Below are 25,866 nucleotides of genomic sequence, written 5' to 3'. Positions count from 1 at the left end.
TCAGGCTAGGGGCAAAGCACCGGGCTGCGGTTGATCAACATCAACTTTTATCGGCCCCTGCCCAGCGAAAAAGCCGGCGTGAAACTGACAAAGATCAATCGATGGCGCCTCGAAACGCTCACTCTGTAGGTCTAGTCACGTCGTGAAATGACCGCGCGCCGAGGTGCCCCATGTTGCAGCCCCAACGTTTACTGTTGATTGCCCCTTCCGCCATGACGCACACACCGGCGTTCGATCGTGCCGCCGCACTGGCGCGCGCGATGCACCTGCCGTTGCACATCGTGGCATTCGACTATTTGCAGGCCCTGGCGGTCGCGGGACTGTTCGCCCCCGAACAGATCAGCAAGGCCCGCGAAGGCTACCTGGACGCACACCGTCACTGGCTGGCCGAGCAAGCCGGGCAGATGAGCAAGCACGGGGTGGTGGTCACCAGCGAGGTGGTGTGGGTGCAGCATCCCTATGAGGAAATCCTGCACTTCGTCAACGAAATGTCGCTGGCCCTGATCATCAAGGATGCCGAGCAAGTGCCGGCGTTGAAACGGGTGTTCTTTACCCCGCTGGACTGGCAACTGCTGCGCGACTGCCCGGTGCCCGTGCACCTGGTCACCGATTCACGCCATCCGCTGCCACGCAAGGTGCTGGCGATTGTCGACGTGTTGCGCAGTGAGGAACAGGACCAGGTGTTTAACGACCAGATCGTTGAAGCCGCGGTCAAGCTGGCGGCCCAGTGTGAGGCGCAGTTGGAATTGCTGCATGTGTATGACTGGGCCGCGGTGTACGCCAAGGACATGGGCTTTGGCGCGGTTCCCCTGGCGGCCGGGCTCTATGAGGCGCTCAACGAAGCGCAGCACGAAGCCTTCTTGTCCCTGGCCGAGCGCCAGGGCATTCCGGTTGAACGGCGCCACTTTATCGAAGGCGTACCGCTGTTCAACATCTGCGACTTCGCCCACACGCATCAGAGCGACATTATCGTGATGGGGACCGTGCAGCACTGGGGGTTGGACAAACTGCTCGGCACCACCGCCGAGAGCCTGCTGCAACGCGCGCCCTGCAGTGTGTGGGCGATTAAACCCGCACGGGGTTGAGCCATTGAACCCGCCGCCAACGTGGCCGGCGCCCGAAGAGGTGTGAAATGAGCCAGTACCAACGTCTGCTGCTGATCACTGATCGCACGCTGTATCACTCCCCGGCGCTGCTCCGGGCGGTGTCACTGGCCAAGGCGTGTAACGCGACCCTCGATGTGCGGGCGTTCATCGAACCCGCGCCGATTATCCACTTGTGGGAGGAGCGCGTGGACGAGTCGGTGTATCAGGACTACCTGAGCCGCTATCGCCACTGGTTGGTCGAAGAAATCCAGCGCCTGGGCGGCACAGCGCTGAAGGTCTCGGTGGAACTGGTATTCACCACCCACCCCTTGCTCGACATCCTGCGCACCGTCGCTGACTTGAACCCGGACCTGGTGATCAAGGATGTGAAGCTCGAACCCCTGCTCAAACGCGTGTTTATCACCCCCCTTGACTGCCAACTGCTGCGTGAGTGCGCAACGCCGCTGCACCTGGTGAGCGAGGCCCGCTATGGCTTGCCCCACCGCGTAGTGGCAGCGGTTGATCCGTTCGATCCCGACACGCAGATCAGCGGCTTGAATGACACCATCATTCAGTGCGCCTACGCCCTGGCCCTGCAATGCGATGCGCCGTTGCACCTGTTGTACGCCTACGACCTGTCGCCCGCGTTCAATGGTGACGCGCCGCTGGTGATGGGCGGCTGGAGCGTGGACTTCGTCGAAGAGTTGCGCCAGTCCCTGCATCAGGCGTTCGTGTCGTTGGCCGACCGCTATGGGGTGCCACCGGAGCGGCGGCACTTTGTCATGGGCCAACCGGTGCCGGTGATCCAGGAGTTTGTCGAACAGTACCTGGCGGATGTAGTGGTCATGGGCACCGTTCACCGGGTCGGGCTCGACCGACTGATGGGCAGCAACACCGAACGCGCTTTGTATTCGGTACCGGGCAGCATTCTGGCGATCAGGCAGCCGCCAGCCAGCATCGACGGGTAGGGCGACTGTCCACTTGTTGACGAAGATCAGAGGGACACAGGCCCAGCGCCAGATACTGGAAACGAATGCCGCTGATCGATCAATGACCTGAAACGAGGGATGCACCGTGAACAAATACCTGTCCATTTCACTGCTGGCAGTATTGCTGGCAACCTCCGCCGGCTGCAGTCATCAAGCCGCCAAAACGTTGGATGCGCGCCTGGAAGCCGCGGAAAACACGGCCGCCACGGCGCGCCTGCGCGCGGATGAAGCCTACCTCAAGGCCGAACAGGCGGCGGCGTTGGCCAGCCAGGCCCAGCGCACTGCGGACGAAGCCAATGAACGGGCGATCCGCATGCTGACGACCGCCACCAGGAAATAGCCGGCGCGGCCTGTGTTCGGCGGCCGGCGCGCCGCCGTTCATGGCGTCAGCACGATCGCGCCGTTGAACTGCCCCGAACGCAAATGCGCCAAGGCTTGATTGGCCTCCTCCAGGGCAAAGCGGGTGATGTCGCAATGCACGGGCGTGTGCTGCAAGGTTTCGAAAAATGCCGCACCGTCGTGCCGCGTCAGGTTGGCCACCGAACGAACGCTGCGCTCGCCCCACAGCAACCGATAGGGAAAGGCCGGAATATCGCTCATGTGGATCCCGGCGCAAATCACACAGCCGCCTTTCACGGTGGCCGCCAACGCCAGCGGGACCAAGGCGCCGACGGGGGCGAAAATCAGGCTGGCATCCAGCAGGTGAGGAGGGGCCTGGTCCGAAGGGCCGGCCCACACCGCGCCCAGGGAGCGGGCATACGCCTGGCCGGCGCTGTCATCCGGGCGGGTGAACGCGTACACGGTTTGCCCACGGCCCAGGGCGACCTGAATCGCCAGGTGCGCCGCCGCACCGAAGCCGTAAAGCCCCAGGTGGCGGGCGTCGGCAGCCATCTGCAAGGCGCGAAAGCCAATCAGCCCGGCACACAACAACGGCGCGGCTTGAACATCGGAAAGGTCGGCGGGAATCGGCAGGCAAAAGCGTGGGTCAGCCAGCGTGTATTCGGCGTAACCGCCGTCCAGCTGGCAACCGGTGAACTGTGCCCGGTCGCAAAGGTTTTCGCGACCGCTGCGACAGAAGTCACAGGTGCCACAGGTCCAGCCTAGCCAGGGCACCCCCACGCGCCGGCCGATCCAACCCGCGTCAACAGCAGCGCCCACGGCGGTCACTTCTCCGACAATTTCATGGCCCGGCACCCGTGGCAGTTGCGCTTGCGGCAACTCACCGTCCACCAGGTGCAGGTCGGTACGGCACACGCCACAGGCCAGCACCTTGATCAACAGTTGCCCGGCGGCAGGCGTCGGGATCGGCCGTTGCTCAAGTTGCAACGGCTGGCCGGGGGTGTGCAGAACCATGGCACGCATGACGCATCTCCAGCGTTAGAGGGGGCGATGACAGCCTGCCACCAGGTGCTTGAGGCCCTCCGGGTCCTGGATCGTGACATTTCGCCCCTCGACATGGGCCAAGCCCTGATCGCGCAGGTGCGCGATGCCACGGCAGATGGTTTCCAGGCGCAGGCCCAGGTAGGAGCCGATTTCCTCGCGGCGCATCTTCAACACGAAGTGCCGGGCGGAATACCCGCGAGCACTCAAGCGTTGCGACAGGCTCAGCAGGAACGCCGCCAGGCGCTCATCTGAGTTCATCTTGCCAATCAGCATCAGCAGGGTGTGATCCTGCACGATTTCACGGCTCAACAGCCGGGTGAGGTTGTGCTGCAGCGAAGGCAACTGGCGGGCGAGGTTTTCCAGGTGGGTATAGTGGATGGGGCAGACCTCACTGTCCTCCAGAGCCACCGCTGTGCAGGCATGCGCGTCGGCACTGATCGCGTCCAGGCCGAGCATGTCGCCGGCAATGTGAAAGCCGGTGACCTGTTCACGGCCGTCGACCGAGACCATGCCGGTCTTGAATGAACCGATACGCACCGCGTACAGCGAGCGCAGCGGATCGCCTGTACGGAACAGGGCTGCGCCTTTTTTTACCTTAAAGCGTTGCGCGACCAGCGTGTCCAGTTGCGCCACCTCGTGCCCCCCAAGGCCGATCGGCAGGCACAGCGCCGACAGGGCGCAGTCGGAGCACTTCGTCTTGAGGGGGCGAAGTGGCTGCGGGCGCACTTGAGGCATGGAACGTAAGGCCGTCGGATTGTCGACCACAAACAAATGATGGACTGTCATACATGCACTCCGTCCAGGCCTGAGCCTGAGTGTAGGGACGAAAGGGAAATGGCACTGTCTGCACCCTTTGTTCGGTCTGCCCGCTTCCCACGTTCATTGAGCTTGAGCCCCGGCTTCAAGACTTGACGTACATCAAGTCTCGCGCATTCGAGGCCCACAGAATCGACGAATGACAATCCATGTTTCGAGCCTGGGCGGAGGGAGGGGGTTATGAGCGATTTCTTGAGTGCCGAGGAACTGGAAGGGCTGGACGCGTATTGGCGCGCGTCCAATTACCTGGCGGTGGGGCAGATCTACCTGAAGAGCAACCCCTTGCTCCAGGTTCCCTTGACCCAGGCGCACATCAAGCCGCGCTTGCTGGGGCATTGGGGCACGACGCCGGGGCTCAATCTGCTCTACACGCACCTCAACCGCCTGATCACCCAGTACGATGTCAACCTGCTGTTCGTCGCCGGGCCCGGCCATGGCGGGCCGGCGGTCGTCGCGCAGACCTACCTGGAGGGCACCTACACCGAGTGCTATCCGTCCGTGGAGCGCAATACCAACGGGTTGCTGCGCCTGTTTCGACAGTTTTCCTGGCCCTATGGCATTTCCAGCCATGTCTCGGCACAGATCCCAGGCTCGATCCATGAAGGCGGTGAACTGGGTTACTGCCTGGCCCACGCCTATGGCGCGGTGTTTGATAACCCGGACCTGATCGTCGCTTGCGTGATCGGTGACGGCGAGGCCGAAACCGGCCCGCTGGCCGCCAGTTGGCACGCCAATAAATTCATCAACCCGGCGCGTGATGGCGCGGTGCTGCCGATCCTGCACCTCAACGGCTACAAGATTGCCAACCCCACCGTCCTGTCCAGGATCAGCGAAGAAGAGCTGTCAGCCCTGCTGTATGGGTATGGCTACGATGCCTACTTCGTAGAAGGCGATGAACCGGCGCAGGTCCATCAAGCACTGGCCCGCACCTTGCACACCCTGCTGCTGAAGATCCGCGAGATCCAGCACGCGGCTCGCCAGCCACGGCGCAACGCGGCGCCGGAGCGCCAGCTGTGGCCCATGTTGGTATTACGCACGCCCAAAGGCTGGACCGGGCCGGCATTTGTCGATGGCTGCCGGGTCGAAGGCACATGGCGCGCCCACCAGGTCCCCTTGGCCAACTTCCAGGTGCCGGGCCATGTGCAGCAACTGGAGGAGTGGCTGAACAGCTATCGCCCCAACGAACTGTTTGATGCCGATGGGGCCTTGCTGCCGGAAATCGCGGCCCTGGCGCCCACCGGACACCGCCGCATGAGCGCCAACCCCCACGCCAACGGCGGGCTGTTATTGCGCCCGCTCGACTTGCCACGTTTTGCCGATTACGCCGTCGAACTGCCAGTGCCCGGTTGCCGGCGCGCCGAGGCCACTCGGGTCCTGGGGTTTTTTCTACGCGACGTGATGAAAAACGCCCAGGGTGCCGGCAACTTCCGCTTGTTTGGCCCGGATGAAACCGCCTCCAATCGCCTGGACGCGGTCTACGAGGTCACCGCCAAGGCGTGGATGGACCCGTTGGAGGCGGACGACCAGAACCTGGCGATTTCGGGCCGGGTCATGGAGATCCTCAGCGAGCACGTCTGTGAAGGCTGGCTTGAGGGCTATCTGCTGACCGGGCGCCATGGCTTGCTGTCGTGCTATGAGGCGTTTATCCATATCGTCGATTCCATGGTCAACCAGCATGCCAAATGGCTGAAAACCGCCGCCGGCGTGCCCTGGCGCAAGCCGGTGGCCTCGCTCAACCTGTTGCTGACCTCCCATGTGTGGCGCCAGGACCATAACGGCTTCTCCCACCAGGACCCCGGGTTTATCGACCTGGTCGCCAACAAGAAGTCCGACGTGGCGCGTATCTACCTGCCTCCCGACGCCAACTGCCTGTTGTCGGTGGCCGATCACTGCCTGCGCAGCCGCAATTACATCAATGTCATTGTGGTGGGCAAGCAACCGGAGTGGCAGTGGCTGGATATCGACGCGGCCGTGCGTCATTGCCTGGCGGGGATCGGTCGCTGGGGCTGGGCCTGCCGTGACGATCAGGACCCGGATGTGGTCATGGCCTGTGCCGGAGACGTGCCGACCCTGGAAACCCTGGCCGCCGTGACCTTGTTGCGCGAGTACGTCCCGGACCTGCGGGTACGGGTCGTCAATGTGGTGGACCTGATGGTATTGCAATCGCCGTCCCAGCACCCCCATGGCCTGTCGGATACCGCGTTCGATGAGTTGTTCACCCCCGACAAACCGGTGATCTTTGCCTTCCACGGCTACCCGGCGCTGGTACACCGGTTGCTGTACAAACGCACCAACCATGACAACTTCCATGTGCGTGGCTTCAAGGAGGAGGGCGCCACCACCACGCCGTTCGACATGGCGGTGATCAACGACCTGGATCGCTACCGATTGGCGCTGGACGTCGTCGAGCGTGTACCTCGCCTGCAGGAACAACGCCACGCCGCACAATCGCGCTATTGGTCGATGATGGAGAAACACAAGTTGCACCTGATCGAGCATGGCGAAGACCTGCCCGAAGTCCTCAACTGGCAATGGACGCCGGCCACCTAGTGGAGGGGCCGCTACTTGCGTTTCCAGTACTTCTGCATTTCGAGAAACAGAAACGAAGCTGTCCAGGTGATCAGCACCAGACCGGTCAGCGCTTGCAGGCCGGTCAAGTACTTGAGATGGCCCACGGGGGTGATGTCACCGAAACCGATCGTGGTGTAGGTGGTAAAGGAAAAGTACACACAGTCCATGAACGAGCCGTCGAAGCGCCCCGACAGGCGGCCCCATTCGCCATAGCGCGTCATCAGGTAATAAGCCAGCGCAAAGCACCACACTTCGATAGCGTGCGCCAGCAGGGCACCAAAGACCCCGATGACCATCCTGAAGCGGCTCCAGACCCTGAGCCGCGGCAGCCAGTCGTTCAGCCGCAACAGGCATTCGTAGTGAATGACCACGGCCAGGATGACCACCAGCATGTTGATCAGGGTGACAGCCAGCATGGCAAGCCTCAGTGGGGGGCGTCGGAACCGATGCTCAGCGGTGCCCGTTGCTGCTGCGGCATGAGCGGCGCGAAGTCCTCCGGGGTCAGGCTTTCCTTTTGCATCAACAAGTGCGCACCGGCATCCAGGTCGGCGCGGTGCGCTTGGAGCAGGACCTTGGCGCGCCCATAGGCTTCATCGAGCAGGGCACGAATACACAGGTCGACTTCCCTGGCGGTCTGCTCCGAATAATCCTTCTCGCCGCTGCCCTGCATGCGCTCACCCAGGTACGTCATATTCTGGCGCTCCAGCACTGCTTGACCCAGTTCGGCACTCATGCCGAAGCGGGTCGCCAACTGCCGGGCGATATCCGTCGCGTGGGCCAGGTCATCGGCGGCCCCGGTGGAGATCTGACCGTAAATCAGAAACTCGGCGGCACGCCCGGCCATCAGCACGACCATGCGGTCCTTGAGCATCTGGCAACTGATCAGGAAGTGGTCTTCGGTCGGGCGTTGCAAGGTGTAGCCCAGGGAGCCAATGGCCCGCGGCACGATGGAGACCTTGTGCACCGGGTCCATGTCCGGCAGGTGACTCGCCGCCAGGGCATGGCCCATCTCGTGGTAGGCCACGACCTGGCGTTCTTCCGGGCGTAACACGCTGCTCTTGCGTTCGAGGCCGGCGACCAGACGTTCCACGGCCGCGGTGAAATCCTCCAGGCCGACCGTGTTGGCGCCACGGCGGGTGGCCACAATCGCCGCCTCGTTGACCAGGTTGGCCAGGTCGGCGCCGGTGAAACCGGTGGTGATGTCGGCAATCTGTTCGCTGTCGAGCGCGGGGTCCACGGTGATTTTTTGCAAGTGGACCTTGAGGATCGCCTGTCGACCTTTGCGGTCGGGTCGATCGATCAGGACCTGGCGGTCGATCCGGCCGGCGCGCAACAGCGCCGGGTCGAGCACTTCCGGGCGATTGGTCGCGGCCAGCAGCACCACGCCTTCACGGGGGTCGAAGCCGTCCAGTTCGGCCAACAGCTGGTTAAGGGTCTGCTCTTTTTCGTCATTGCCGCCCAGGACCCCGACGCCGCGCATCTTGCCCAAGGCATCCAGTTCATCGATGAAAATGATGCAGGGGGCGGCCCCCCGCGCCTGTTCGAACAGGTCATGGACCCGCGCGGCGCCGACGCCCACGAACATTTCGACGAACTCCGAACCCGAGATCGAGAAAAACGGCACCCCGGCCTCGCCCGCAATGGCCTTGGCCACCAGGGTCTTGCCGGTGCCTGGCGGGCCGACCAGCAGCGTGCCTTTGGGAATATGCGCCCCCAACCGTGCGTACTTGTCCTTGTCCTTGAGGAACGAGACGATTTCCACCAGTTCGGCCTTGGCCTCGTCGATGCCGGCGACATCCGCGAAGGTGACCCCGGTGTCCCGTTGGACAAACACCTTGGCCCTCGACTTGCCGATGTTCATCAGCCCGCCAAGGCCCTGTTTTTCCGCGACGCCACGAAACAGGAAGTGCCAGACCACCATGATCAGGACAAAAGGCAGCAGCCAGCCCAGCAGGCCGTTCAAAAAGGTATTGTCATTGACCCCGGTAAAGCTCGCCCCCGATTGCGCCAGGTTCGCGGCCAGCGCGGGGTCGACCCGCACGGTGGAGAACAGGTTGTGGCCATCGATCGGTACCTGCAGCTTGCCGCTGATCTGGTCTTTTTCGACCAGCAGGTCGCTGACTTTCTGCTCGTTCAACAATTGCAGAAACTGACTGTAGGGGATGCTTTGCACCACCCGATGTTCCATCCACAGAAACTGCGCAACGGTGAACACGACAAACGCGGTCAGAAAGTAAGACAGGTTCCATTGATGGTTCTTTTTCATGACCTTGACTCAAAAAAAGGCACGCAAAGCAGACACAACCGTTGAATGCCCCGGTTGATACCCTGGGGCATTCCTCACCTCATGCAAGCAGCAAGTGATCTTCCACCCGCCTGACGCCAGGCACCGACCAGGCCGCCCGCTCCACGAGCTTGCGCTCACGCCACAGGTGCACCTTGCCGTCGAGCCTGACCACATCACCGTCGACCCTGACGTGAATATCCTTGGCGTCCACTTCGGCATTGCGCTTGAGCGCTTCTTCGATGCGTTTGCGGATATCGACGATGTCCACTCGGGGGCTCAGGGTCAGCCGATTGTCTACGCCGAGTACGCCGGATAGCTTGCGCACCGCTTTTTCTACGGTTTCCTTCTGGTATTGCCAGTCAACTTCCCCTTCAAGGGTGATCCAGCCGTGTTGAACGATGACTTTAACGGCATTGGGAGGCACGTCGGCGCTCCAACTGATGATGCTCAGGGCGCGGGCGGCGATGGTGTCGTCCGCAGTGCCGGCGCCTTTGTTCAGCCGGACCTGGATCTCCTCGGCGACGGCGCGCACGCCTTTGACGGCTTTGACCGCGCGTTCGGCGCGGACTTTTTGATCATAACTGCTGACATGTCCGGTCAGCGTGACTACGCCTTTTTCCACGGCAACACCGATGTTGGCTGCATCGATCTGTGGTTGGAACTCCAGCTCTTCCAAAATGGCTTTGCGCAAACTCAAGTCGCTCATGATGGTGTCCTCCGTCCAGTTCGTGGCTCATGACGGGCCGTCAGTGGCCAGTCACTGGTTTCTACGCCCGCGCCGCGGGAAATCATTGAGCTATATCAACAAGGGGTGAGTGAGCCGCAGGTCGATCCACGGTTTACGTGAAAGCCAGCCATTATTTGACAAAAATCAGAGTGCGTACCTTTCCGGGTCTGATACTTCAACCACGACTTTTTCAATCTGGATGAAGGGGGCATGGGGCTCGACAGGCAGTTGAGTGGCAGTCAGGCGGTAACGCCGGCCCGGATTGAGGTATGTGATGCTCAAACTCAAACGTATCTTATTGATCGCACCCTCCGAGATGACGCGCACCCCTGCCTTTGATCGGGCTCAGGCACTGGCCACTGCCAGCGGGGCATTGCTGCATATTGTGGCGTTCGACTATGTCACGCCGCTGGCGCTGGCTGGCGTGTTTGACCATGACGCGATGGCCCAGGCCAGGGAAGGCTACCTGCAGGTCCACCGTCACTGGCTGGAACAGCAGATACGTTTCCTGCGGCGCACCGGGTTGCAGATGACCAGTGAGGTGGTATGGGCCAAGCCAAGCCTGTCGCAGGTGCTGGACTACGTGAACGACTTCCACCCGGACCTGGTGGTCAAGGATGTGGAACATGTTTCGGCGCTCGAGCGCACCTTCCACCGCCCCCTGGATTGGCTGTTGCTGCGCGACTGCCCGGCCTGCCTGCACCTGGTGACCAACGCCAAGCGCCCAAAGCCGTTGAAAGTGCTCGCCGCCGTTGATCTGTCACACCTGGAAGAGCTGACCTTCGGGCTGAACGAGCGCGTCGTCGAAATGGCGTCCACCTGGGCGCGGGCCTGCGAAGCGCAACTGCATCTGTTGAATGTCAGCAACTGGGCGGTGGTGGGCGATACGGCCCTGAGCGTGCCTACCCACAGCCTGGAAAGCAGTTTGAGCGAAGCCGTCAACGACGCCCAGGCGGAAGCCTTTGATGAGCTTGCCGAACGCCATGGCATCGAAAAAAAACGCCAACATGTGCTCAGCGGCATGCCCCACAAAGTGATCAGCCAGTTCGCCCGCCAGCATGCCTTCGATGTGGTCGTGCTCGGCACGGTCTATCGCGACCGGCTCGATCGGATGCTGGGCAGCACCGCCGAAAGCGTGCTGAACCGCACGTCCTGCAGTTTGATGATCGTCAAGCCGCTGCCCCGGTCTGATTGAAACGGCCCATTTTTTAAACGATCAAGGAGACAAGCATGCGCATGACATTTCTGGGGGCCGCTGGCACGGTCACCGGCAGCAAATACCTGCTGGAGCATCGAGACCTGCACATCCTGGTCGATTGCGGCCTGTTCCAGGGCTACAAGCAACTGCGCCTGCACAACTGGGATGCGTTCCAGCTGCCGGCGCGCGACCTGCACGCTATCGTGCTGACACATGCCCACCTGGACCACAGCGGCTACCTGCCGCTGCTGGTACGCAATGGCTATCGCGGCCCCGTATACGCCACACCCGCCACCTGTGAACTGGCCAAAATCCTGCTGCGCGACAGCGGCCGCTTGCAGGAAGAAGAGGCCGAGTTCGCCAACCGCCACGGGTTCTCCAAGCACACTCCGGCCTTGCCGCTCTACACCGAACAGGACGCCGAGCGGGCATTGAAACTGCTGCGGCCGATCGAACTGCAGCACCGCGTCGCGATTGCCCCAGGCTTGAGCATCCTGCTGCGTGATGCCGGGCATATTCTTGGTGCGGCGACGATCGAAATCGTTGCCGATGGCGTCACGCTGGTGTGTTCCGGTGACCTGGGGCGCCCGAACGATCCCTTGATGTTCGCCCCGCAAACCATCGAGCAAACCGACTATCTGCTGGTGGAGTCGACCTATGGCGATCGTCAACACCCCGTGGAGCCGCCCGAGGAACAATTGGCGCAAGTAATCACCCGCACCGCGCTGCGCCACGGTATCACCCTGGTACCGTCGTTTGCCGTCGGGCGCGCGCAACTGCTGATGTATCACTTGTATCGCCTGAAACAACGGCATGCGATCCCGGACCTGCCGATCTACCTCAATAGCCCGATGGCAACGGACGTCACCCGTTTGTACCAGCGCTTTCGGTCGGAGCATCGGTTGTCGCTGGAAGAGTGCCAGGGCATGTGCGATGGCACGCACTTCGTGTGTTCCGTGCAACAGTCGATTGACCTGGACCAGCAACGCACCCCGGCGATCATCATTGCCGCCAGTGGCATGGCCACCGGTGGGCGTGTGCTGCACCACCTCAAGGCGCTGGCGCCCAACCCGCTCAACACCCTGTTGGTCCCCGGCTTCCAGGCCGGCGGCACACGCGGCGCACAGATTGTCGCCGGCGCGCCGTCGGTCCGTATCCATGGCCAGGACGTGCCGATCCGCGCAGAGGTCGTGCCCATGCAAACCCTCTCTGCCCACGCCGATGCCGATGAAATCATGCAATGGCTGCGCGGCTTCAAGCGCGCGCCGAAACATACCTATGTCGTCCACGGTGAACCCAACGCCTCGGATGTGCTGCGTCGGCGCATCAGCCAGGAGCTGGGCTGGTCGGTGTCGGTACCTGAGTATCGGGACTGTGTGGAACTGCCCGCCGTGGAGCGGCAATTGAGCGCTTAGCGCACGTACGTGCGGCGTCGGGGTAGTGCTTGGAATAGGTACTTTCCGACCTGCTCGGGCGGGTGGCAACGCGCTACGCTTGGGCGGCTTGAGACGTTTGCAAACATTCCGGAGCTTTTTTATGAATAGCGATGAAAAGCTGAGGCAGCAGGTGATCGACGAACTGAACTGGGACCTGGCGCTGAAAGCCGATCAGATTCTGGTCCAGGTGTCCGATGGTATCGTCACGCTCTCTGGCAATGTCACCAGTCATGCCGAGCGCTGGCACGCCGAACAGGCTGTGGCGCATGTGGCTGGCGTCGTGGACCTGATCAACCGCATCGACGTGGTTCTGCCTTCCAGCCATGTGCGTACCGACAGCGATCTGGTCGCCGCGGTCGCTTCAGCGTTGCAAGGGAACACCTCGCTGGCGGAACACCGCGTCAACATCAGTGTGACGGATGGCTGGCTGGTACTCAGCGGTGAAGTCGATTCGGAGCATCAGCGCCAGGCGGCAGGATATGCAGTGCGCTATCTGCCGGGGATCAAGGGGATCAGCAACGATATCGTGGTCAAGACCCATGCCTCTGCGCAAACCATCAAGACCGATATCGAATCAGCGTTTCGCCGCAGAGCGATTATTGACGCCCACGGTATCGATGTGCGCGTGGACGGCGGGGACGTCACGCTTTCGGGCGTTGTCGGGTCGCTTCCCGAACGCGACATGGCGCGTTTGACGGCCTCGAGCACGGCCGGGGTGCAGAAGGTTGTCGACAACCTGGTGGTCGCGCCCACCGCCCAACAAACGAATGGCCCAGGTGGCGCGGCTTGACTCACGGGGCAGCGGATCTCCCTCCGTGGCGAGGGCGCTTACTGTGGCGCGCGGGCTTGTCTGTGGCGAGCGGGCTTGTTGTGGTGAGCGGGCTTGCCCTAATGCCGTTCAGTTAAGGCTTTTTTGTAGGAGCGAGCTTGCTCGCGAAGAACTCACAGGCGCCGCGTTCACTCAGGAAACACGCGTTATCGTTGACGTTTTTCGCGAGCAAGCTCGCTCCTACAGAAGGCGATGTACCCTTAACTGAACGGCATTAGGGCTTGCCCCGCGTTGGGGCGCGAAGCGGCCCTATTACCGGCGATGGGTTTTTAACTGACGCACCGCAGTGCCTGGCTTTGGGGCTGCTGCGCAGCCCAACGCGGGGCAAGCCCGCTCACCACTGGGGAATTTGTCAGGGCCTGAAAATCATGCTCACGGGGTGAGCCCCTTACCATGAACCGCGGCTGAAAGGGCTTTTTCACCGGCCGCCAGGGCGATGCGAGCCAGTTCGGGAATCGATTTGGCTTCGGTCCGGCTCATGATCGACGCGCGATGCTTCTCAACCGTCCTTTGGCTGATACCCAGCTCAAATGCAATGTTCTTGCTGGGGTGGCCGTCCAGGACCATCTCCATGATTTGGCGCTGGCGGGGAGTCAGGTGACTGATATGGTCAATGGCGGCCTGGCGAAGCGCCTTGAAGCCCTGGGTATCCGCTTGGTTGGCCAAGGCGTTTGTCAGGCTGGTCAATAGCTGCTGGTAACGGAACGGCTTTTCGATGAAGTCGCACACGCCGGCCTTCATCGCATCCACGACATCCGCGACGCGGCTGTTGCCACTGATCATGATGATGGGCAACTCGTCCCCCCGTGCCCTCAGACGCCCAACCACCTCCAGCCCGCTGATGCCGGAGGGGCGTGCTTCAATCACCAGGCAGCCCCGTTGATCGCCGGGATAGCGCTCGAAAAACTGCTCGGCGCCAGCAGCGTCACGCACGGGGTAACCTTGGGCCTCCAATACCCTGCGCAAGTTGTTGCGCAACGCCTCGTCCTCGTCCACGACGTAGATCACCGCGCCCGAAGACGCCGGCAGGGCACCTGGCGCATGGCCTGTGGCTGCCGCGCTCAGTGCGGTACCGAGGGTTGCGCGCAGCGTATTCAAGCTCACGGGTTTGCGCAGCAGCATGCAATCGGCGGCGAGGACCGCGTGGGCAACCTGCCGCTGGGTGTCGGCGGTCAGTACGATAGCCGGCGTGGTTCGGTTGAATTGATCGCGCAGTCGCTGCACCAACTGCACACCGTCCATGGCGGGGGCCAGCGCATGTTCGGTCAAGACCAGGTCAGGCTGGAGACCTGAGCGTGCCAGCCACGCCAACGCGGCGGCACCATCACTGACCGCAGCCGTTTGATAGCCCAACGAACCTAAGCCGCAGCACAGCATCTCGCGGAGCAGGGCCTGCGGCTCGACAACCAGCAACAGCCGATGGGACGCCGTGATCGGCGGTTTGATCGCGTTTTTTGGGCGTACCGACGACCGCGCTGACGGCACGCTGATGGAAATGAGCGTGGCTTTTCCGGGCGAGTACCGGACCTGCAACTGCGCCCCCAGCATTGCGCTCAACTCATAGGTTGAAAGCGCGCCCGCGCGGCCATAGGCATCCGGCAGGAAGGGCGCATGCACAGGCATCGACACGATGCGCAAGGCGGCCTCGCGGCTTTCACAGCCCGAACACCACAGTTCCAGGCTCAGCCATTGCCGATGGCGCCGGGCGCCCAGCGTCAGGCGACTGTTGCGGTTCGCGTGCATGAGGTTGTACATCAGGCTGCTCAGTACTTGCCTGAGGCCCTCGGGAAGGCTCCTGACCCATGCCGAACACGGCACGATCCGCAGTTTGATGCGCCGGGCGACGGCCAACGGTAAACAGTCTTGGGCCAGTGCCTTGAACAGGGTTTGCACGGGGAAGTCCACGGCATCGTGCCGATCTCTCTCGGTGAGGGAGGAGGGCAGGTCGAGCGGGGTGTTGAACCGGCTCAACAAGTGCTCCACCGTGGCATCCAACTGTTCAAGCAGCCCTTGGGCAGGTGTCGCCGGATTCAGCTCATTCGCCTCGAGCTGCCCCGTGATCAGTGAGACCAACTGTGCTGTCTGGCGAAGTGTCTGGTCGATACCGCGCAAGCGTTCGACGCTGGGCGTGGTCTTGAGGGCCAAGGGTTGTTGAGCCGCAGGCGGTGCACTCCCAGATACCGTGTGCGGTAAGGCGTCCTCCGACATGGATTGGTTGACGTGCATGACTAACCCTCCTGACAAGACCCGATGGTGCGTTGCCTGCCGCGCAATCCTATGCGGTTTGTCCGACGCTTTAATTGATCTATGTAAGTATTTTCCGAGCTCCCACCTCTACCAGGGCCTTCTGCCTGGCGCCAATCAACAGCGCGTAAAGACGAAGCGCGACACCAGCCTGTGCGAGACGTCAACTCGCTCGTCTGCGCACCACCGAAGTGCGCCCCCGGCACCGTTAAGGTGCTCGGCCATCACCCGCCAGCAGCCCTTGATAAAGGCTTATGGGTAGATTCCGACGCTAGTCACCTGCCCCCATAGCGACCATCGTAATCCAGGCTTATGGGCAGGGCGGATGCAGGCCGTGCGCTCTGCGTTGAATGACTCAATTTGAGGGGAAGGCAACCGTTATGGCTTACACGACGATCAATCCATACAACGGCGAGTTGCTCGCACAATTCGATACGCTGACGGCTGAGCAACTGGAGCGCAAACTGGCCGTCGCGGCGCAGTGCTACGCGACGTGGAAAACCAAGACGTATGCCCAACGCGCTTCGGTCATCGCCAAAGCGGCTGAATTGATGCATCAGCGCTTCGACACCCTGGCCCGTAAGATCACATTGGAGATGGGCAAGCGAATCAACGAGGCCCGCGGCGAAGTCAAGTTCAGCGCCGATATCATGGCGTACTACGCCAAGAACGCCGAGCGCTTCCTGGCGCCGCAGGCGCTGGAGCCGAGTGCGGGCGAGGCGCATATGGAGAGCAGCCCCATCGGCGTGGTCTTCGGCGTCGAACCGTGGAACTTTCCCTTCTATCAGTTGGCGCGCGTGGCGGGCCCGCACTTGATGGCCGGTAACGTGCTGGTGATCAAGCATGCCGGTTGTGTGCCGCAATGTGCGATTGCCTTTGAGCAGGTCCTGCTCGAAGCCGGCGCACCGGCGGGGCTCTATACCAACCTGCTGATATCCCACGAGCAGTCCAGGCAGGTGGTGGACGACCCGCGTGTGCGTGGGGTGGCATTGACCGGGAGTGTCGCCGCTGGCCGCAGCCTGGCGTCGTGGGCGGGACAGAGCCTGAAGCCGTCCTCCATGGAGCTGGGGGGCAGCGATGCGTTCATTGTGCTTGAGGACGCTGACCTGGACCTGGCGATCAAATGGGCGATCTGGGGGCGGATGTATAACTGCGGGCAGACCTGCTGCGCGGCAAAACGCTTCATTGTCGTCGAATCCATGGCCGATGCCTTCCTGGAAGGCTTCAAGGCCGGGCTTGCGGCCTTGAAACCCGGTGACCCCATGGAGGAAAGCACCACCCTGGGCCCGCTGTCTTCGGAAGCAGCCTTGTTGCAGTTACTTGGCCAGGTGCACACGGCGACGGCCCACGGGGCACGGGTGCTGCTGGGGGGCGGGCGTATCGATCGCGCCGGTTCATTCATGACCCCGACCATCCTTACCGATATCGCCCCCGACAATCCGGCATTCCGCGACGAGTTCTTCGGCCCCGTGGCGCTGTTTTTCCGCGTCAAGGACGAAGAAGCCGCGATCGCCCTGGCAAACGATTCCGACTTTGGCCTCGGCGGGTCGGTGTTCACCCGTGATGTGGAGCGGGGACGTCGGGTGGCCAGCCGGATCGAGACCGGCATGATGTTTATCAACAACATCAGTTGGAGCGATGCCGAACTGCCCTTTGGCGGTATCAAGGATTCGGGCTATGGCCGCGAACTGGGCGACATGGGCATCCAACAGTTCGTCAATAAGAAACTCGTGCGTTACGTGTCGGCCCAGGCACCGGTCTGAAGCCTTATCCCGTCCCTATCCCGGGCGCCCGCACACAGGCGGGCGCCCCCCATGGAGCGCGCGATGTACGTCAATGTGGCTGTGATGAAAGAAACCCACCCGCACGAACGGCGGGTGGCCCTGGTACCGAGCCTGTGTGCGAAGTTATGTGCATTGGGCGCCAAGCTGCATATGCAAACGGGGGCAGGGGACGCGAGCTTCCTGCCCGACGCGGCTTATACGGACGTGGTGTTCGTCTCCGGCAACGGGCAGTGGCTGCATGAGGCCGATGTGGTCCTCGCCGTGCAGGCACCTTCGCAGGAGGTGGTCGGCAAAATGAAGCCGGGCTCGCTGCTCCTGTGTTTTGTGTATGCGCAGAACAACCCGGCCCTGGTGCAACGCTTGCTGGAGCGCCAAATCACGTGTTTTGCCATGGAGCGGCTGCCGCGGACCACGCGGGCCCAGTCGATGGACGCGTTGTCCAGCCAATCGGCATTGTCGGGGTACTACGCCGTGCAACTGGGGTCGGTGCATCTGTCTCGCATACTGCCAAAGGTCACCACCGCGGCCGGCATCGTCGGGCCTGCTCGGGTGCTGGTGCTGGGCCTGGGTGTCGCGGGGCTGGAGGCCATCGCCACCGCGCATCGGTTGGGCGCGGTGGTCGAAGGGTACGACGTGCGCCCGGAAACCGCCGAGCAGGCGCGCTCCCTGGGCGCCAGTTTTGTCGACGTGGGGGTCGATGCGCGGGGCAAAGGCGGTTATGCACGGGAGTTGAGTGACGCGGAAAAACACCAGGTCGCGCTCGTGCTGACTGAGCATATCCAACGGGCAGACCTGGTGATTACCACGGCGGCCGTACCGGGGCGGCCTTCACCACGCCTGATCAGCGCCGCACAGCTCGCCGGGATGAAGCCTGGCGCCGTGATCGTCGACCTGGGCGCCGAAGGCGGGGGCAACTGCGAGGGCTGCGTCCCCGGCCAGACCGTCAAGGTCGGTCAGGTCACGCTGTTGGCGCCGTTGAACCTGCCTTCGTCCTTGAGCCAGGACGCCAGCCTGCTGTATGCGAAAAACCAGTTCAACCTCTTGGCGCTGATGTTGAAAAACAACGTCATCCACATTGATTGGGACGATCCGTTACTGGCGCAAACGGCGCTCACCCACGCCGGCAAACTCATGCCACCGCTGAGCCCGACAGATGCGCCCAAGGAGAAAACCTCATGAGCAACGTTGGTTTTATCGGCCTGTATATTTTCATGCTCGCCGCGTTTGCCGGCTGGGTCATCATTGGCCGGGTCCCGGCGATCCTGCATACACCGTTGATGTCGGGCTCGAACTTTATCCACGGCATCGTGGTGATCGGTGGCCTGATCGGCTTGCTCGACGCCGCGACACTGCCAGAGCAAGTGGCCGGGTTCGTCGCGGTGCTGCTCGGGGCGGGGAATGCAGCGGGCGGGTACGCCGTCACCGGCCGGATGCTCGCCATGTTCCAGACCAGCGCACCGGAGCCCAAGCGGCGCAAAGCCCATCACTCCGCCACCCGCAAGGCTGAGAAGGCCTGAGGTTTGATCATGTTGATGATGACGTCGCAATGGCTGATAGGGCTGGTGTACTTCTTCGCCGCGTTTTTACTGATCTTCGGGTTGTGGCGCATGTCGTCGCCTGTCACGGCCCCCGGCGGTATCCATGTGGCCGGGTGGGGCATGGCGGGCGCGGTGATCGTGAGTTTCCTCTATGTGTTTTCCGTGAGCGAGGCGGCACGACCGCATCTGCCCACCAACATCGGCCTGGCGCTGGTGGCCTTGTTGCTGGGCGGTGGCGCTGCCTGGTGGAGTGGGCGCAAGGCGGCAATGACCGCCATGCCGCAGATGGTCGCGATCTACAACGGTATGGGCGGTGGCGCCGCCGCCGCCATCGCGGCCATGGAACTGTTCGGCGCGCGGGCGCTCGACCTGCCCACCTTGGCCGGCACATTGTTTGGCGCACTGATCGGCGCGGTTTCGCTATCGGGTTCGTTGATCGCCTGGGCCAAGCTCGATGGTCGCCTCGATAAACCCCTGCGCCTCAAGGGCCTGCAACTGATCAACGCGGCGGTGATGCTGCTGACCCTGGCTGCCGGCGCCTGGCTGATACTCACCATGCAGGCGGCAGACGGCGTGCCTGGCCATGTGCCCTGGTTGATCGCCGGGTTCTTCGCGGGGGCGTTGCTGTTTGGCGTGTTGATGACGTTGCCCATCGGCGGTGCCGACATGCCGGTGGTGATCTCCATCTACAATGCCTTTACCGGCCTGGCGGTCGGCCTCGAAGGGTTTGTGTTGCAGGTTCCGGCCATGATGATCGCGGGCATGCTGGTGGGCGCCGCCGGTGTGTTGCTTACATTGTTGATGGCCAACGCCATGAATCGCACGGTGGCGCATGTGTTGTTTGCCCGTTTTGGTGATCAGCCCGTTCGCAAAGGCGCGGTGATCACGGGCGAGCTGAAGCCGACCGCCGCCAGTGATGCCGGGGTCGCCATGCGCTACGCCGCTAAAGTCATCATCGTGCCGGGTTATGGTTTGGCCGTCGCCCAGGGCCAGCAAAAGCTCTATGAGTTCGTGAAGCTGTTGCAGGCCCACGGTGTCCTTGTGCGTTTCGCGGTACACCCGGTGGCGGGGCGCATGCCGGGGCAAATGGACGTGTTACTGGCAGAAGCGGGGGTGCCCTACGACCTGATTTTCCAGCTCGAAGACATCAATACCGACTTCCCCGACACCGATATGGTGCTGGTCATCGGCGCCAACGACGTGGTCAACCCCGCGGCACGCAATGACAAGGCATCGCCCATCTATGGCATGCCGATCCTGGACGTGGACAAGGCGCATCACGTGTATGTGGTCAAGCGCGGGGAAGGCAAGGGCTACGCGGGTATTCAGAACCCGCTGTTTTACGCAGAAAACTGCAACATGGTGTACGGCGATGCACAGGCTGTCCTGGTCAAGATGATCGAGGCGGTCAGAGGTTTGGGTTAAGGCTTTTCGGGCTGGCCGGGCACTCGCCGGGCCGGCAAACACCACTCTGGAAGAGGGTCGCGAGATGAACAGTAAGATGTTAGCCGCCGTCGTCGAGTCATTTGGACAACCATTGGTCATGCGCCAGGTGGATATTCCGGTACCGGGGCCGGGGATGATCCTGATTAAAGTGGAAGCCTGCGGGGTGTGTCACACCGACCTGCACGCGGCGCGGGGGGATTGGCCACTCAAGCCTTCCTTACCCTTTACCCCTGGACACGAGGGCATCGGCATCGTGGTGGCGCTGGGCGAAGGCGTGACGGCCGTACAGAAGGGCGAGCGCGTGGGGGTGCCATGGCTGTATTCGGCGTGCGGCCATTGCGAATACTGCCTGCAAGCCTGGGAAACCGTTTGCGCCCAGGCCGAGTTTGGCGGCTACACGCGCAACGGTGGCTTTGCCGAATACATACTGGCAGACCCTGAGTATGTGGCGCATATCCCCGCCGGCCTGACACCGTGTGAGGCCGCGCCGATCATTTGCGCCGGGGTGACCACCTACAAAGGCATCAAGGAGGCGGATGTGCGGCCGGGGCAGTGGATCGTCATTTCCGGGGTGGGCGGCCTGGGCCATCTCGCGGTTCAGTACGCCAAGGCCATGGGGCTGCGGGTGTGTGCCGTCGACATCGACGAGCGCAAGCTGGCCCATGCCACGCAACTGGGGGCTGAAGCAGTGGTGAACGCCAAAGGTGCGGACCCGGTGGCCGCGGTCATTGCCGCCACCCAGGGCGGTGCCCATGGGGTGCTCATTACCGCGCCTTCGCTCGGCGCGTTCAAGCAAGGCGTCGCGATGACCCGCAAACTGGGGACCTGCGTGCTCGTCGGCTTGCCCCCTGGCGAGTTTCCCATGGCATTGTTCGACGTGGTCGCCAACTGCATTACGGTGCGCGGCTCGTTCGTCGGCAATCGCCAGGACATGGCGGAGGCGCTGGCGTTCGCCGCCGCGGGCAAGGTCAAGGCCGACATTGAACTGCAGCCGTTGTCTGCGATCAACCAGGTGTTCGAGCGCCTTGAGCATGGCGATGTCCCCGCGCGGGTGGTGATCGATTTCAGTGGCCGTTGAGAGCGTGAAAAAGCATGCATACGTTTGACAGAGATCGGCGCCAGAGCGTGTTGCTGACGGTGAGTCAGATGGCGGAAGCCGACCGGCTCTCGGTTGTCGCTGGCGTGTCGTCTTTCGCGTTGATGAGCAATGCCGGTGCGGCCGTGGCGCGCGAAATCCAGCGCCGCTGGACGCCCAGGCCGCTGGTGGTCCTCTGCGGACCGGGCAACAACGGAGGGGATGGCTTTGTCACCGCGCATCGTCTGGCCGAGGCAGGCTGGCCGGTGACGCTGGCCATGTGGGGCGATCCATCGGCCCTGAAGGGCGAAGCCAAGCAGCACGCACAACGCTGGCAGGGCGCGGTTCACACGCTGAGCCCAGCGGTGCTCGAGGGGGCCGAACTGATCGTTGACGCGGTGTTCGGCGCCGGCCTTGCCCGCGCCCTGCAAGGGCCGGTCCTCGAGACGCTGACCGCCGCGGGCCGTGGCAATGCTCCGATTATCGCGATCGATATACCCAGCGGGGTCATGGGCGATACCGGTGAAAGCCTGGGCGCGGTCGCGGCCGTGCTGACCGTGACGTTTTTTCGCAAGAAACCGGGCCATCTGTTGCAACCTGGGCGGGCACTGTGTGGCGATGTCGTCGTTGCCGATATCGGTACCCCCGAAACGGTGCTCGACACCCTCGTCCCCCAGACCTATGAGAACCATCCCCGGTTGTGGCTGAGCGACTTGCCGCCCATCGCCACCCAGGATCGTACCCCCCGATGCGCCGGCGTGCTGCCCCTCGACGAGGACGAATTCCGACAGAAATTCGCGTTTTCAGGCGACTCGCTGACCCGCACTCGAGCCGCTGCCCAGTCCTGCTCAAGGGTGGTGGTCCTTGAAGGTGGTGACACGGTCATTGCTGCGCCGGATGGCCAAGCCATCATCAACAGCAATACACCCTCGAACCGGGCGGGTGCCAGCGTCGTATCGCGCTCGATCATTCATGGCCTGCAGGCCCAGGGGATGCCGGCGTTGTCGGCGGCAGCGGCGGGCATGTGGCTGCACGGCGCGGCCATTGCCGAGTTCGGTCCGGGGTTCTCGGCACAAGACTGGCCGGCCGTGCTGCCCGTGCTGTTGCGTAGCCTGGTCAATTGATTTGGCCCCTCGATCAGCGCGGGTTTGATTTTTATCAAGGAGCGCTTGCCAAAAAAAGGCAAGTTAGCCCGCAGCGGCTCCAGGTCAGCAGGGTGATCGACTTGATGAAAGAACAAAGATGAAGCCACGTCTGAAGTACCTTGCCCCCCAAAAGATTACATACGAAGGTATTCAACCAATGGCTTCTCCCGCTGGCGTTACGGTCTCTGGGCTCCAATACAGGAAGTTCAACTTTTCCGGCTTTGAGCTGGCAGGTGATTTGCGATTGCCGCCAGGCACCGAGCGCCTGGTCATTCTGGTGCATGGGAGCGGCGGGGGCCATTCCAACCCGCGCAACCACTATATTGCGGAGTACCTGGCTCGCCACGGCATGGGGACCTTGATGCTCGACCTGCTGACGCGGACCGAGCAACGCTGGGATAACCTGACCGGCGTGCTGCGCTTCGACATTTCCTTGCTCGCCGATCGACTGACCAGGGTCATCGAGGCGATTGCCCACGATGCCGAGTTACGCCCGCTCGCCCTGGGGTTGTTCGGCGCCAGTACGGCCGCGGCCGCCGTCTTGGTCGCCGCCACCCGTGCGGCCACGGTCCAGGCGGTCGTCAGCCGAGGAGGGCGCACCGATCTCGCGTCGCAGGTGTTGCGCCGGGTCAGGGCGCCCACCTTGCAAGTGGTCGGCGCGCAGGACCCGGTGACCCTGCACGTGAATGAACAGACCTGCCGGGCGTTGCACTGCACGCAACACCTGGAGGTCGTGAAAGGGGCCACCCATCTGTTCAAAGAACCAGGCGCCCTGGCGGACGTGGCGAGGTTGACCGGCAATTGGTTTGAAAAGTACCTGCACCCGAACCCTTGCCCACCCCTCCATAGGCCCTGAACGTGAAGTTCGCGCCCTGAGCGATGGCCCACCAATCGGCCGGTTTTCGTCGAGGTCAACCCCTCAAGGAGCACCCATGCACTTCTTAGCCTTGGCGGTCGACTATGACGGCACTATTGCCGAAAACGGCAGCGTCCCACCGGAAGTCTGTGCCTCGCTCGCCGCCCTGAAACACAGCGGTCGCAAGCTGCTGTTGATTACCGGCCGCGAGTTGCAAGCGCTCAAGCACCACTTTGCGCAACTGTCGCTGTTCGACCTGGTCGTCGCGGAAAATGGCGCGCTCTTGTATGACCCTACTACCGATACCGAGGAACTCATCGCAGATCCCGCCTCGACCGAACTGGTGGGGCGCCTGCGCGAAAAGGGGGTGTCGCCCTTGTCCGTCGGCCGGTCCGTGGTCGCCACCTGGCACCCGTTCGAAGAGGCGGTGATCAGTACCATCCGCGAGCTTGGCCTGGAGCTGCAGATCAGTTTCAACAAGGATGCGATCATGATCTTGCCGTCCTGTGTGAACAAAGCCTCGGGCCTGAGTGCCGCGTTGTCGAGGCTGGGGATCTGCGAGCTGAACGTGGTGGGGGTGGGCGATGCTGAAAATGACCACGCGTTTCTGGCACTCTGCGGCTGTGCGGCGGCGGTGAGCAATGCCATTGAATCGATCAAGGCGCGCGCTGATATCTGCCTGACACAGGATCATGGTCGGGGTGTCTGCGAGCTGATAGAAAGGCTGCTGCAACAAGACGCGGCGCTGGGCAAGATCGAACGCATCGGCTTGCAGTTGGGCCAGACCGACGATGAGCGTCCGGTCTGGCTACCGCCAGGCTCGGTGTTGCTGATCATTGGTAATTCGGGGTGCGGCAAATCGAGCTACGTGACCTGGCTGACAGAACGCATGGTCCAGGCGCGCCAGGATTTCTGCATCATCGATCCCGAGGGCGATTACCTGTGCCTGGAGGACGCGGTTACCGTGGGCGGCCTCACCACGCCCCCCACGACAGAAGAATCACTGCGCCTTCTGTTACAGGCCCGGCTCAACGTAGTAGTGAGCACGCTCGCCCTGGACCCGCCCGCCCGGGTGCAACTGTTTGGCGAACTGCTGCCGTTTATCCAGCGTCTACGGAGCACATCCGGTCGACCCTACTGGCTGATCGTGGACGAAGCCCACTACATGCTGCCTCAGCGCGCGGTGTGGCCCTTGGGGTTTCTCGCCAATATGGGGGCGATCATCGTGGCCCTGGACTTCGACCAAGTCTGCCCGGCGTTGCTCGAAGGGGTCGATATGCTGGTGACCCTGGGCAGCACCGCGAGGGAATTGGTCCAACGCTTCGCCCATCACACGCAGCGAACGTGCCCCGCGTTCCCGGCACACCCACCGGGGCTTGAACCGGTATGCCTCTGGGACCTTCATCATGGTGAAGCGGTTGTGCTTCTGGAGCAGTTGCAGCCGCATCAAAAGCATCACCGCCACAGCGGCAAATACGCTGCCGGCAATGTCGGCGCATGGCGCGCGTTTTACTTTCCCGCGCTGGGCAAGCACGCGTCCAACCTGACGGAGTTTCTATCCGCGCTGGCGCAGCTGGACGCTCGGGCGTTTGGCGAACATCGAAGGGCTGGGGATTTTTCCAACTGGTTCCGCGAGGTGATTCGCGACGATGTCCTGGCCAACAAAACCCGCCTGATTGAAAACGACGACGCGGTATCCATCCAGGTGGCGTTGGAACAGATCAGCCGCCTCGTGCAATCGCGCTACCACCTTGAGCAGGTTGATGCGCCGGGAGCCGCCCCGGTCACAGCGCCAACTCATGAATAATGCGATCGAAATCACGCCCCTGGTACACCGAGGTAAACCCCGACTGCTTATACAAACCATGAATCGGGTAATCGGTCGATAAATCCGTCGAGCGCATCACGCTGAAGCCGTTGCGCCTGGCCGCATCAATCAGGTGCCCCAGCAATAAATGCCCCAGCCCCTTGCGTAGCCAGGGGTCGGCGACGGCGACCGCGCATTCGCAGCAGTCGTCTCTATCCATGGCTTGCCTGTAGCGGCTGACGCCAATGACCTGCAATTCGCCGTCATGGTGGATCAAGGCGAGATAACCCCGGCTGATATCCCCCGGGACGCTCAGCAGCGAGTCGATGATGCGCTCGTCGACATGGGTCACCGCCCCCAGGAAACGGAAGCGCAGTGACAGCGGCGACAAACGCTGGAAGAAGCGCAGCAGGCGTGCGTGATCGTCGGTCGACAGCGGACGGATCAGCACATGCGTTCCGTCGCGCAGTTTCTCCAGCCAGTGCTCTTCGGGTGACGCTTTATCCATCTCGGCGATGAGCGCGGCAGTGTGCGGGTTGGTCAGCATGGGGGGCTCCAGTGCAGGGCAGGTAGTGAAGTCGGTGGCCTCGCGGAACGACCTGCATCACAGTGCGGCTTCGGCAGCGCGGGCTTATTGATTAAAGTCACAA

The 25,866-nt window shown here is 62.5% G+C and carries 22 protein-coding genes; 15 read left to right on the top strand and 7 right to left on the bottom strand.

Going from position 1 to position 25,866, the window contains the following annotated elements; translation table 11 throughout:
• Nucleotides 1–170 precede the first annotated feature (170 nt).
• The 3 genes from P2T68_RS18815 (at nt 171) to P2T68_RS18805 (ending at nt 2,414) form a co-directional block, all read left to right on the top strand.
• Nucleotides 171–1,085, top strand: coding sequence for a universal stress protein (locus tag P2T68_RS18815; RefSeq protein WP_277378001.1), 915 nt, complete (start codon nt 171–173; stop codon nt 1,083–1,085).
• 47 nt (nt 1,086–1,132) lie between these two features.
• Nucleotides 1,133–2,053 carry a universal stress protein gene (locus tag P2T68_RS18810; RefSeq protein ID WP_069076078.1) on the top strand — a complete coding sequence of 307 codons (921 nt, stop codon included), beginning with the start codon at nt 1,133–1,135 and terminating at the stop codon, nt 2,051–2,053.
• A gap of 106 nt (nt 2,054–2,159) precedes the next feature.
• Nucleotides 2,160–2,414, top strand: coding sequence for an Lpp/OprI family alanine-zipper lipoprotein (locus tag P2T68_RS18805; protein ID WP_277377999.1), 255 nt, complete (start codon nt 2,160–2,162; stop codon nt 2,412–2,414).
• Nucleotides 2,415–2,452: 38 nt separating this feature from the next.
• On the opposite strand, the gene P2T68_RS18800 is transcribed toward P2T68_RS18805, so the two are convergent.
• On the bottom strand, nt 2,453–3,436 hold the full coding sequence (locus P2T68_RS18800; protein ID WP_024075517.1) for a zinc-dependent alcohol dehydrogenase family protein: 984 nt from the start codon (nt 3,434–3,436) through the stop codon (nt 2,453–2,455).
• Between the two features lie 15 nt (nt 3,437–3,451).
• Nucleotides 3,452–4,192, bottom strand: a complete 741-nt coding sequence (fnr, locus tag P2T68_RS18795; RefSeq protein WP_041161215.1) for a fumarate/nitrate reduction transcriptional regulator Fnr — start codon at nt 4,190–4,192, stop codon at nt 3,452–3,454.
• A 261-nt stretch (nt 4,193–4,453) separates the two neighbouring features.
• On the opposite strand from fnr, the gene P2T68_RS18790 reads away from it, so the two are divergent.
• Nucleotides 4,454–6,823: a phosphoketolase family protein gene (locus tag P2T68_RS18790; RefSeq protein ID WP_069076081.1), complete on the top strand. Its 2,370-nt coding sequence runs from the start codon at nt 4,454–4,456 to the stop codon at nt 6,821–6,823.
• Between the two features lie 11 nt (nt 6,824–6,834).
• Here P2T68_RS18790 and P2T68_RS18785 read toward each other — a convergent pair whose 3' ends face one another.
• The 3 genes from P2T68_RS18785 to P2T68_RS18775 all read right to left on the bottom strand — a co-directional run bounded on the left by P2T68_RS18785 (nt 6,835) and on the right by P2T68_RS18775 (nt 9,837).
• On the bottom strand, nt 6,835–7,260 hold the full coding sequence (locus P2T68_RS18785; protein ID WP_024075514.1) for a potassium channel family protein: 426 nt from the start codon (nt 7,258–7,260) through the stop codon (nt 6,835–6,837).
• 8 nt (nt 7,261–7,268) lie between these two features.
• Nucleotides 7,269–9,110, bottom strand: coding sequence for an ATP-dependent zinc metalloprotease FtsH (gene ftsH, locus P2T68_RS18780; protein WP_193689314.1), 1,842 nt, complete (start codon nt 9,108–9,110; stop codon nt 7,269–7,271).
• Between the two features lie 79 nt (nt 9,111–9,189).
• Nucleotides 9,190–9,837, bottom strand: coding sequence for a BON domain-containing protein (locus tag P2T68_RS18775; RefSeq protein ID WP_024075512.1), 648 nt, complete (start codon nt 9,835–9,837; stop codon nt 9,190–9,192).
• Between the two features lie 295 nt (nt 9,838–10,132).
• On the opposite strand from P2T68_RS18775, the gene P2T68_RS18770 reads away from it, so the two are divergent.
• The 3 genes from P2T68_RS18770 (at nt 10,133) to P2T68_RS18760 (ending at nt 13,282) form a co-directional block, all read left to right on the top strand.
• Nucleotides 10,133–11,053: a universal stress protein gene (locus P2T68_RS18770; protein WP_024075511.1), complete on the top strand. Its 921-nt coding sequence runs from the start codon at nt 10,133–10,135 to the stop codon at nt 11,051–11,053.
• Between the two features lie 35 nt (nt 11,054–11,088).
• On the top strand, nt 11,089–12,471 hold the full coding sequence (locus P2T68_RS18765) for an MBL fold metallo-hydrolase (RefSeq protein WP_069076084.1): 1,383 nt from the start codon (nt 11,089–11,091) through the stop codon (nt 12,469–12,471).
• Nucleotides 12,472–12,592: 121 nt separating this feature from the next.
• A complete protein-coding gene (locus tag P2T68_RS18760; protein WP_024075509.1) occupies nt 12,593–13,282 on the top strand; it encodes a BON domain-containing protein in 690 nt (229 codons plus the stop codon).
• A 411-nt stretch (nt 13,283–13,693) separates the two neighbouring features.
• Here P2T68_RS18760 and P2T68_RS18755 read toward each other — a convergent pair whose 3' ends face one another.
• The gene (locus tag P2T68_RS18755) at nt 13,694–15,547 is read right to left on the bottom strand and encodes a response regulator (RefSeq protein ID WP_277377998.1); all 1,854 of its coding nucleotides are present in this window, start codon (nt 15,545–15,547) and stop codon (nt 13,694–13,696) included.
• 398 nt (nt 15,548–15,945) lie between these two features.
• Here P2T68_RS18755 and P2T68_RS18750 point away from each other — a divergent pair, with 398 nt between their 5' ends.
• From P2T68_RS18750 to P2T68_RS18715, 8 genes are all read left to right on the top strand, one after another.
• Complete coding sequence (locus P2T68_RS18750) at nt 15,946–17,328, top strand: NAD-dependent succinate-semialdehyde dehydrogenase (protein ID WP_277377997.1); 1,383 nt, start codon at nt 15,946–15,948, stop codon at nt 17,326–17,328.
• A 63-nt stretch (nt 17,329–17,391) separates the two neighbouring features.
• A complete protein-coding gene (locus P2T68_RS18745; RefSeq protein WP_024075506.1) occupies nt 17,392–18,528 on the top strand; it encodes an NAD(P) transhydrogenase subunit alpha in 1,137 nt (378 codons plus the stop codon).
• On the top strand, nt 18,525–18,866 hold the full coding sequence (locus P2T68_RS18740; RefSeq protein ID WP_024075505.1) for an NAD(P) transhydrogenase subunit alpha: 342 nt from the start codon (nt 18,525–18,527) through the stop codon (nt 18,864–18,866). Before P2T68_RS18745 ends, P2T68_RS18740 begins: the two co-directional genes overlap by 4 nt.
• Nucleotides 18,867–18,875: 9 nt before the next feature.
• Nucleotides 18,876–20,312: an NAD(P)(+) transhydrogenase (Re/Si-specific) subunit beta gene (locus P2T68_RS18735; protein WP_277377996.1), complete on the top strand. Its 1,437-nt coding sequence runs from the start codon at nt 18,876–18,878 to the stop codon at nt 20,310–20,312.
• Nucleotides 20,313–20,376: 64 nt separating this feature from the next.
• Entirely contained in the window at nt 20,377–21,411 is a 1,035-nt protein-coding gene (adhP, locus tag P2T68_RS18730) for an alcohol dehydrogenase AdhP (RefSeq protein ID WP_024075503.1), read from the top strand.
• Between the two features lie 14 nt (nt 21,412–21,425).
• Entirely contained in the window at nt 21,426–22,532 is a 1,107-nt protein-coding gene (locus P2T68_RS18725) for an NAD(P)H-hydrate epimerase (RefSeq protein ID WP_168232682.1), read from the top strand.
• Nucleotides 22,533–22,710: 178 nt separating this feature from the next.
• Nucleotides 22,711–23,409 (top strand): dienelactone hydrolase family protein, encoded by a 699-nt coding sequence (locus tag P2T68_RS18720; RefSeq protein WP_277377995.1) that lies wholly within the window; start codon nt 22,711–22,713, stop codon nt 23,407–23,409.
• A 76-nt stretch (nt 23,410–23,485) separates the two neighbouring features.
• Nucleotides 23,486–25,216, top strand: coding sequence for an HAD-IIB family hydrolase (locus P2T68_RS18715; protein ID WP_277377994.1), 1,731 nt, complete (start codon nt 23,486–23,488; stop codon nt 25,214–25,216).
• On the opposite strand, the gene P2T68_RS18710 is transcribed toward P2T68_RS18715, so the two are convergent.
• A complete protein-coding gene (locus tag P2T68_RS18710) occupies nt 25,194–25,763 on the bottom strand; it encodes a GNAT family N-acetyltransferase (RefSeq protein ID WP_024075499.1) in 570 nt (189 codons plus the stop codon). The two genes, P2T68_RS18715 and P2T68_RS18710, sit on opposite strands and share 23 nt — an antisense overlap.
• Between the last annotated feature and the right edge of the window lie 103 nt (nt 25,764–25,866).

Origin of the sequence: Pseudomonas sp. G11 (assembly GCF_029457515.1) — a bacterium.
Lineage (GTDB): Bacteria > Pseudomonadota > Gammaproteobacteria > Pseudomonadales > Pseudomonadaceae > Aquipseudomonas > Aquipseudomonas gorinensis.
Note: the sequence above shows the minus strand (reverse complement) of the source record. Positions and strands in the feature narration are given on the sequence as shown.

Coding starts and splice junctions, on each gene's coding strand:
- P2T68_RS18785 (WP_024075514.1), bottom strand. CDS start 7,260: ATGCTGGCTGTCACCCTGATCAACATGCTGGTGGTCATCCTGGCCGTG.
- ftsH (WP_193689314.1), bottom strand. CDS start 9,110: ATGAAAAAGAACCATCAATGGAACCTGTCTTACTTTCTGACCGCGTTT.
- P2T68_RS18815 (WP_277378001.1), top strand. CDS start 171: ATGTTGCAGCCCCAACGTTTACTGTTGATTGCCCCTTCCGCCATGACG.
- P2T68_RS18745 (WP_024075506.1), top strand. CDS start 17,392: ATGTACGTCAATGTGGCTGTGATGAAAGAAACCCACCCGCACGAACGG.
- P2T68_RS18810 (WP_069076078.1), top strand. CDS start 1,133: ATGAGCCAGTACCAACGTCTGCTGCTGATCACTGATCGCACGCTGTAT.
- P2T68_RS18750 (WP_277377997.1), top strand. CDS start 15,946: ATGGCTTACACGACGATCAATCCATACAACGGCGAGTTGCTCGCACAA.
- adhP (WP_024075503.1), top strand. CDS start 20,377: ATGAACAGTAAGATGTTAGCCGCCGTCGTCGAGTCATTTGGACAACCA.
- P2T68_RS18765 (WP_069076084.1), top strand. CDS start 11,089: ATGCGCATGACATTTCTGGGGGCCGCTGGCACGGTCACCGGCAGCAAA.
- P2T68_RS18735 (WP_277377996.1), top strand. CDS start 18,876: ATGTTGATGATGACGTCGCAATGGCTGATAGGGCTGGTGTACTTCTTC.
- P2T68_RS18725 (WP_168232682.1), top strand. CDS start 21,426: ATGCATACGTTTGACAGAGATCGGCGCCAGAGCGTGTTGCTGACGGTG.
- P2T68_RS18800 (WP_024075517.1), bottom strand. CDS start 3,436: ATGCGTGCCATGGTTCTGCACACCCCCGGCCAGCCGTTGCAACTTGAG.
- P2T68_RS18715 (WP_277377994.1), top strand. CDS start 23,486: ATGCACTTCTTAGCCTTGGCGGTCGACTATGACGGCACTATTGCCGAA.
- P2T68_RS18755 (WP_277377998.1), bottom strand. CDS start 15,547: ATGCACGTCAACCAATCCATGTCGGAGGACGCCTTACCGCACACGGTA.
- P2T68_RS18720 (WP_277377995.1), top strand. CDS start 22,711: ATGGCTTCTCCCGCTGGCGTTACGGTCTCTGGGCTCCAATACAGGAAG.
- P2T68_RS18710 (WP_024075499.1), bottom strand. CDS start 25,763: ATGCTGACCAACCCGCACACTGCCGCGCTCATCGCCGAGATGGATAAA.
- P2T68_RS18770 (WP_024075511.1), top strand. CDS start 10,133: ATGCTCAAACTCAAACGTATCTTATTGATCGCACCCTCCGAGATGACG.
- P2T68_RS18740 (WP_024075505.1), top strand. CDS start 18,525: ATGAGCAACGTTGGTTTTATCGGCCTGTATATTTTCATGCTCGCCGCG.
- P2T68_RS18775 (WP_024075512.1), bottom strand. CDS start 9,837: ATGAGCGACTTGAGTTTGCGCAAAGCCATTTTGGAAGAGCTGGAGTTC.
- fnr (WP_041161215.1), bottom strand. CDS start 4,192: ATGCCTCAAGTGCGCCCGCAGCCACTTCGCCCCCTCAAGACGAAGTGC.
- P2T68_RS18790 (WP_069076081.1), top strand. CDS start 4,454: ATGAGCGATTTCTTGAGTGCCGAGGAACTGGAAGGGCTGGACGCGTAT.
- P2T68_RS18760 (WP_024075509.1), top strand. CDS start 12,593: ATGAATAGCGATGAAAAGCTGAGGCAGCAGGTGATCGACGAACTGAAC.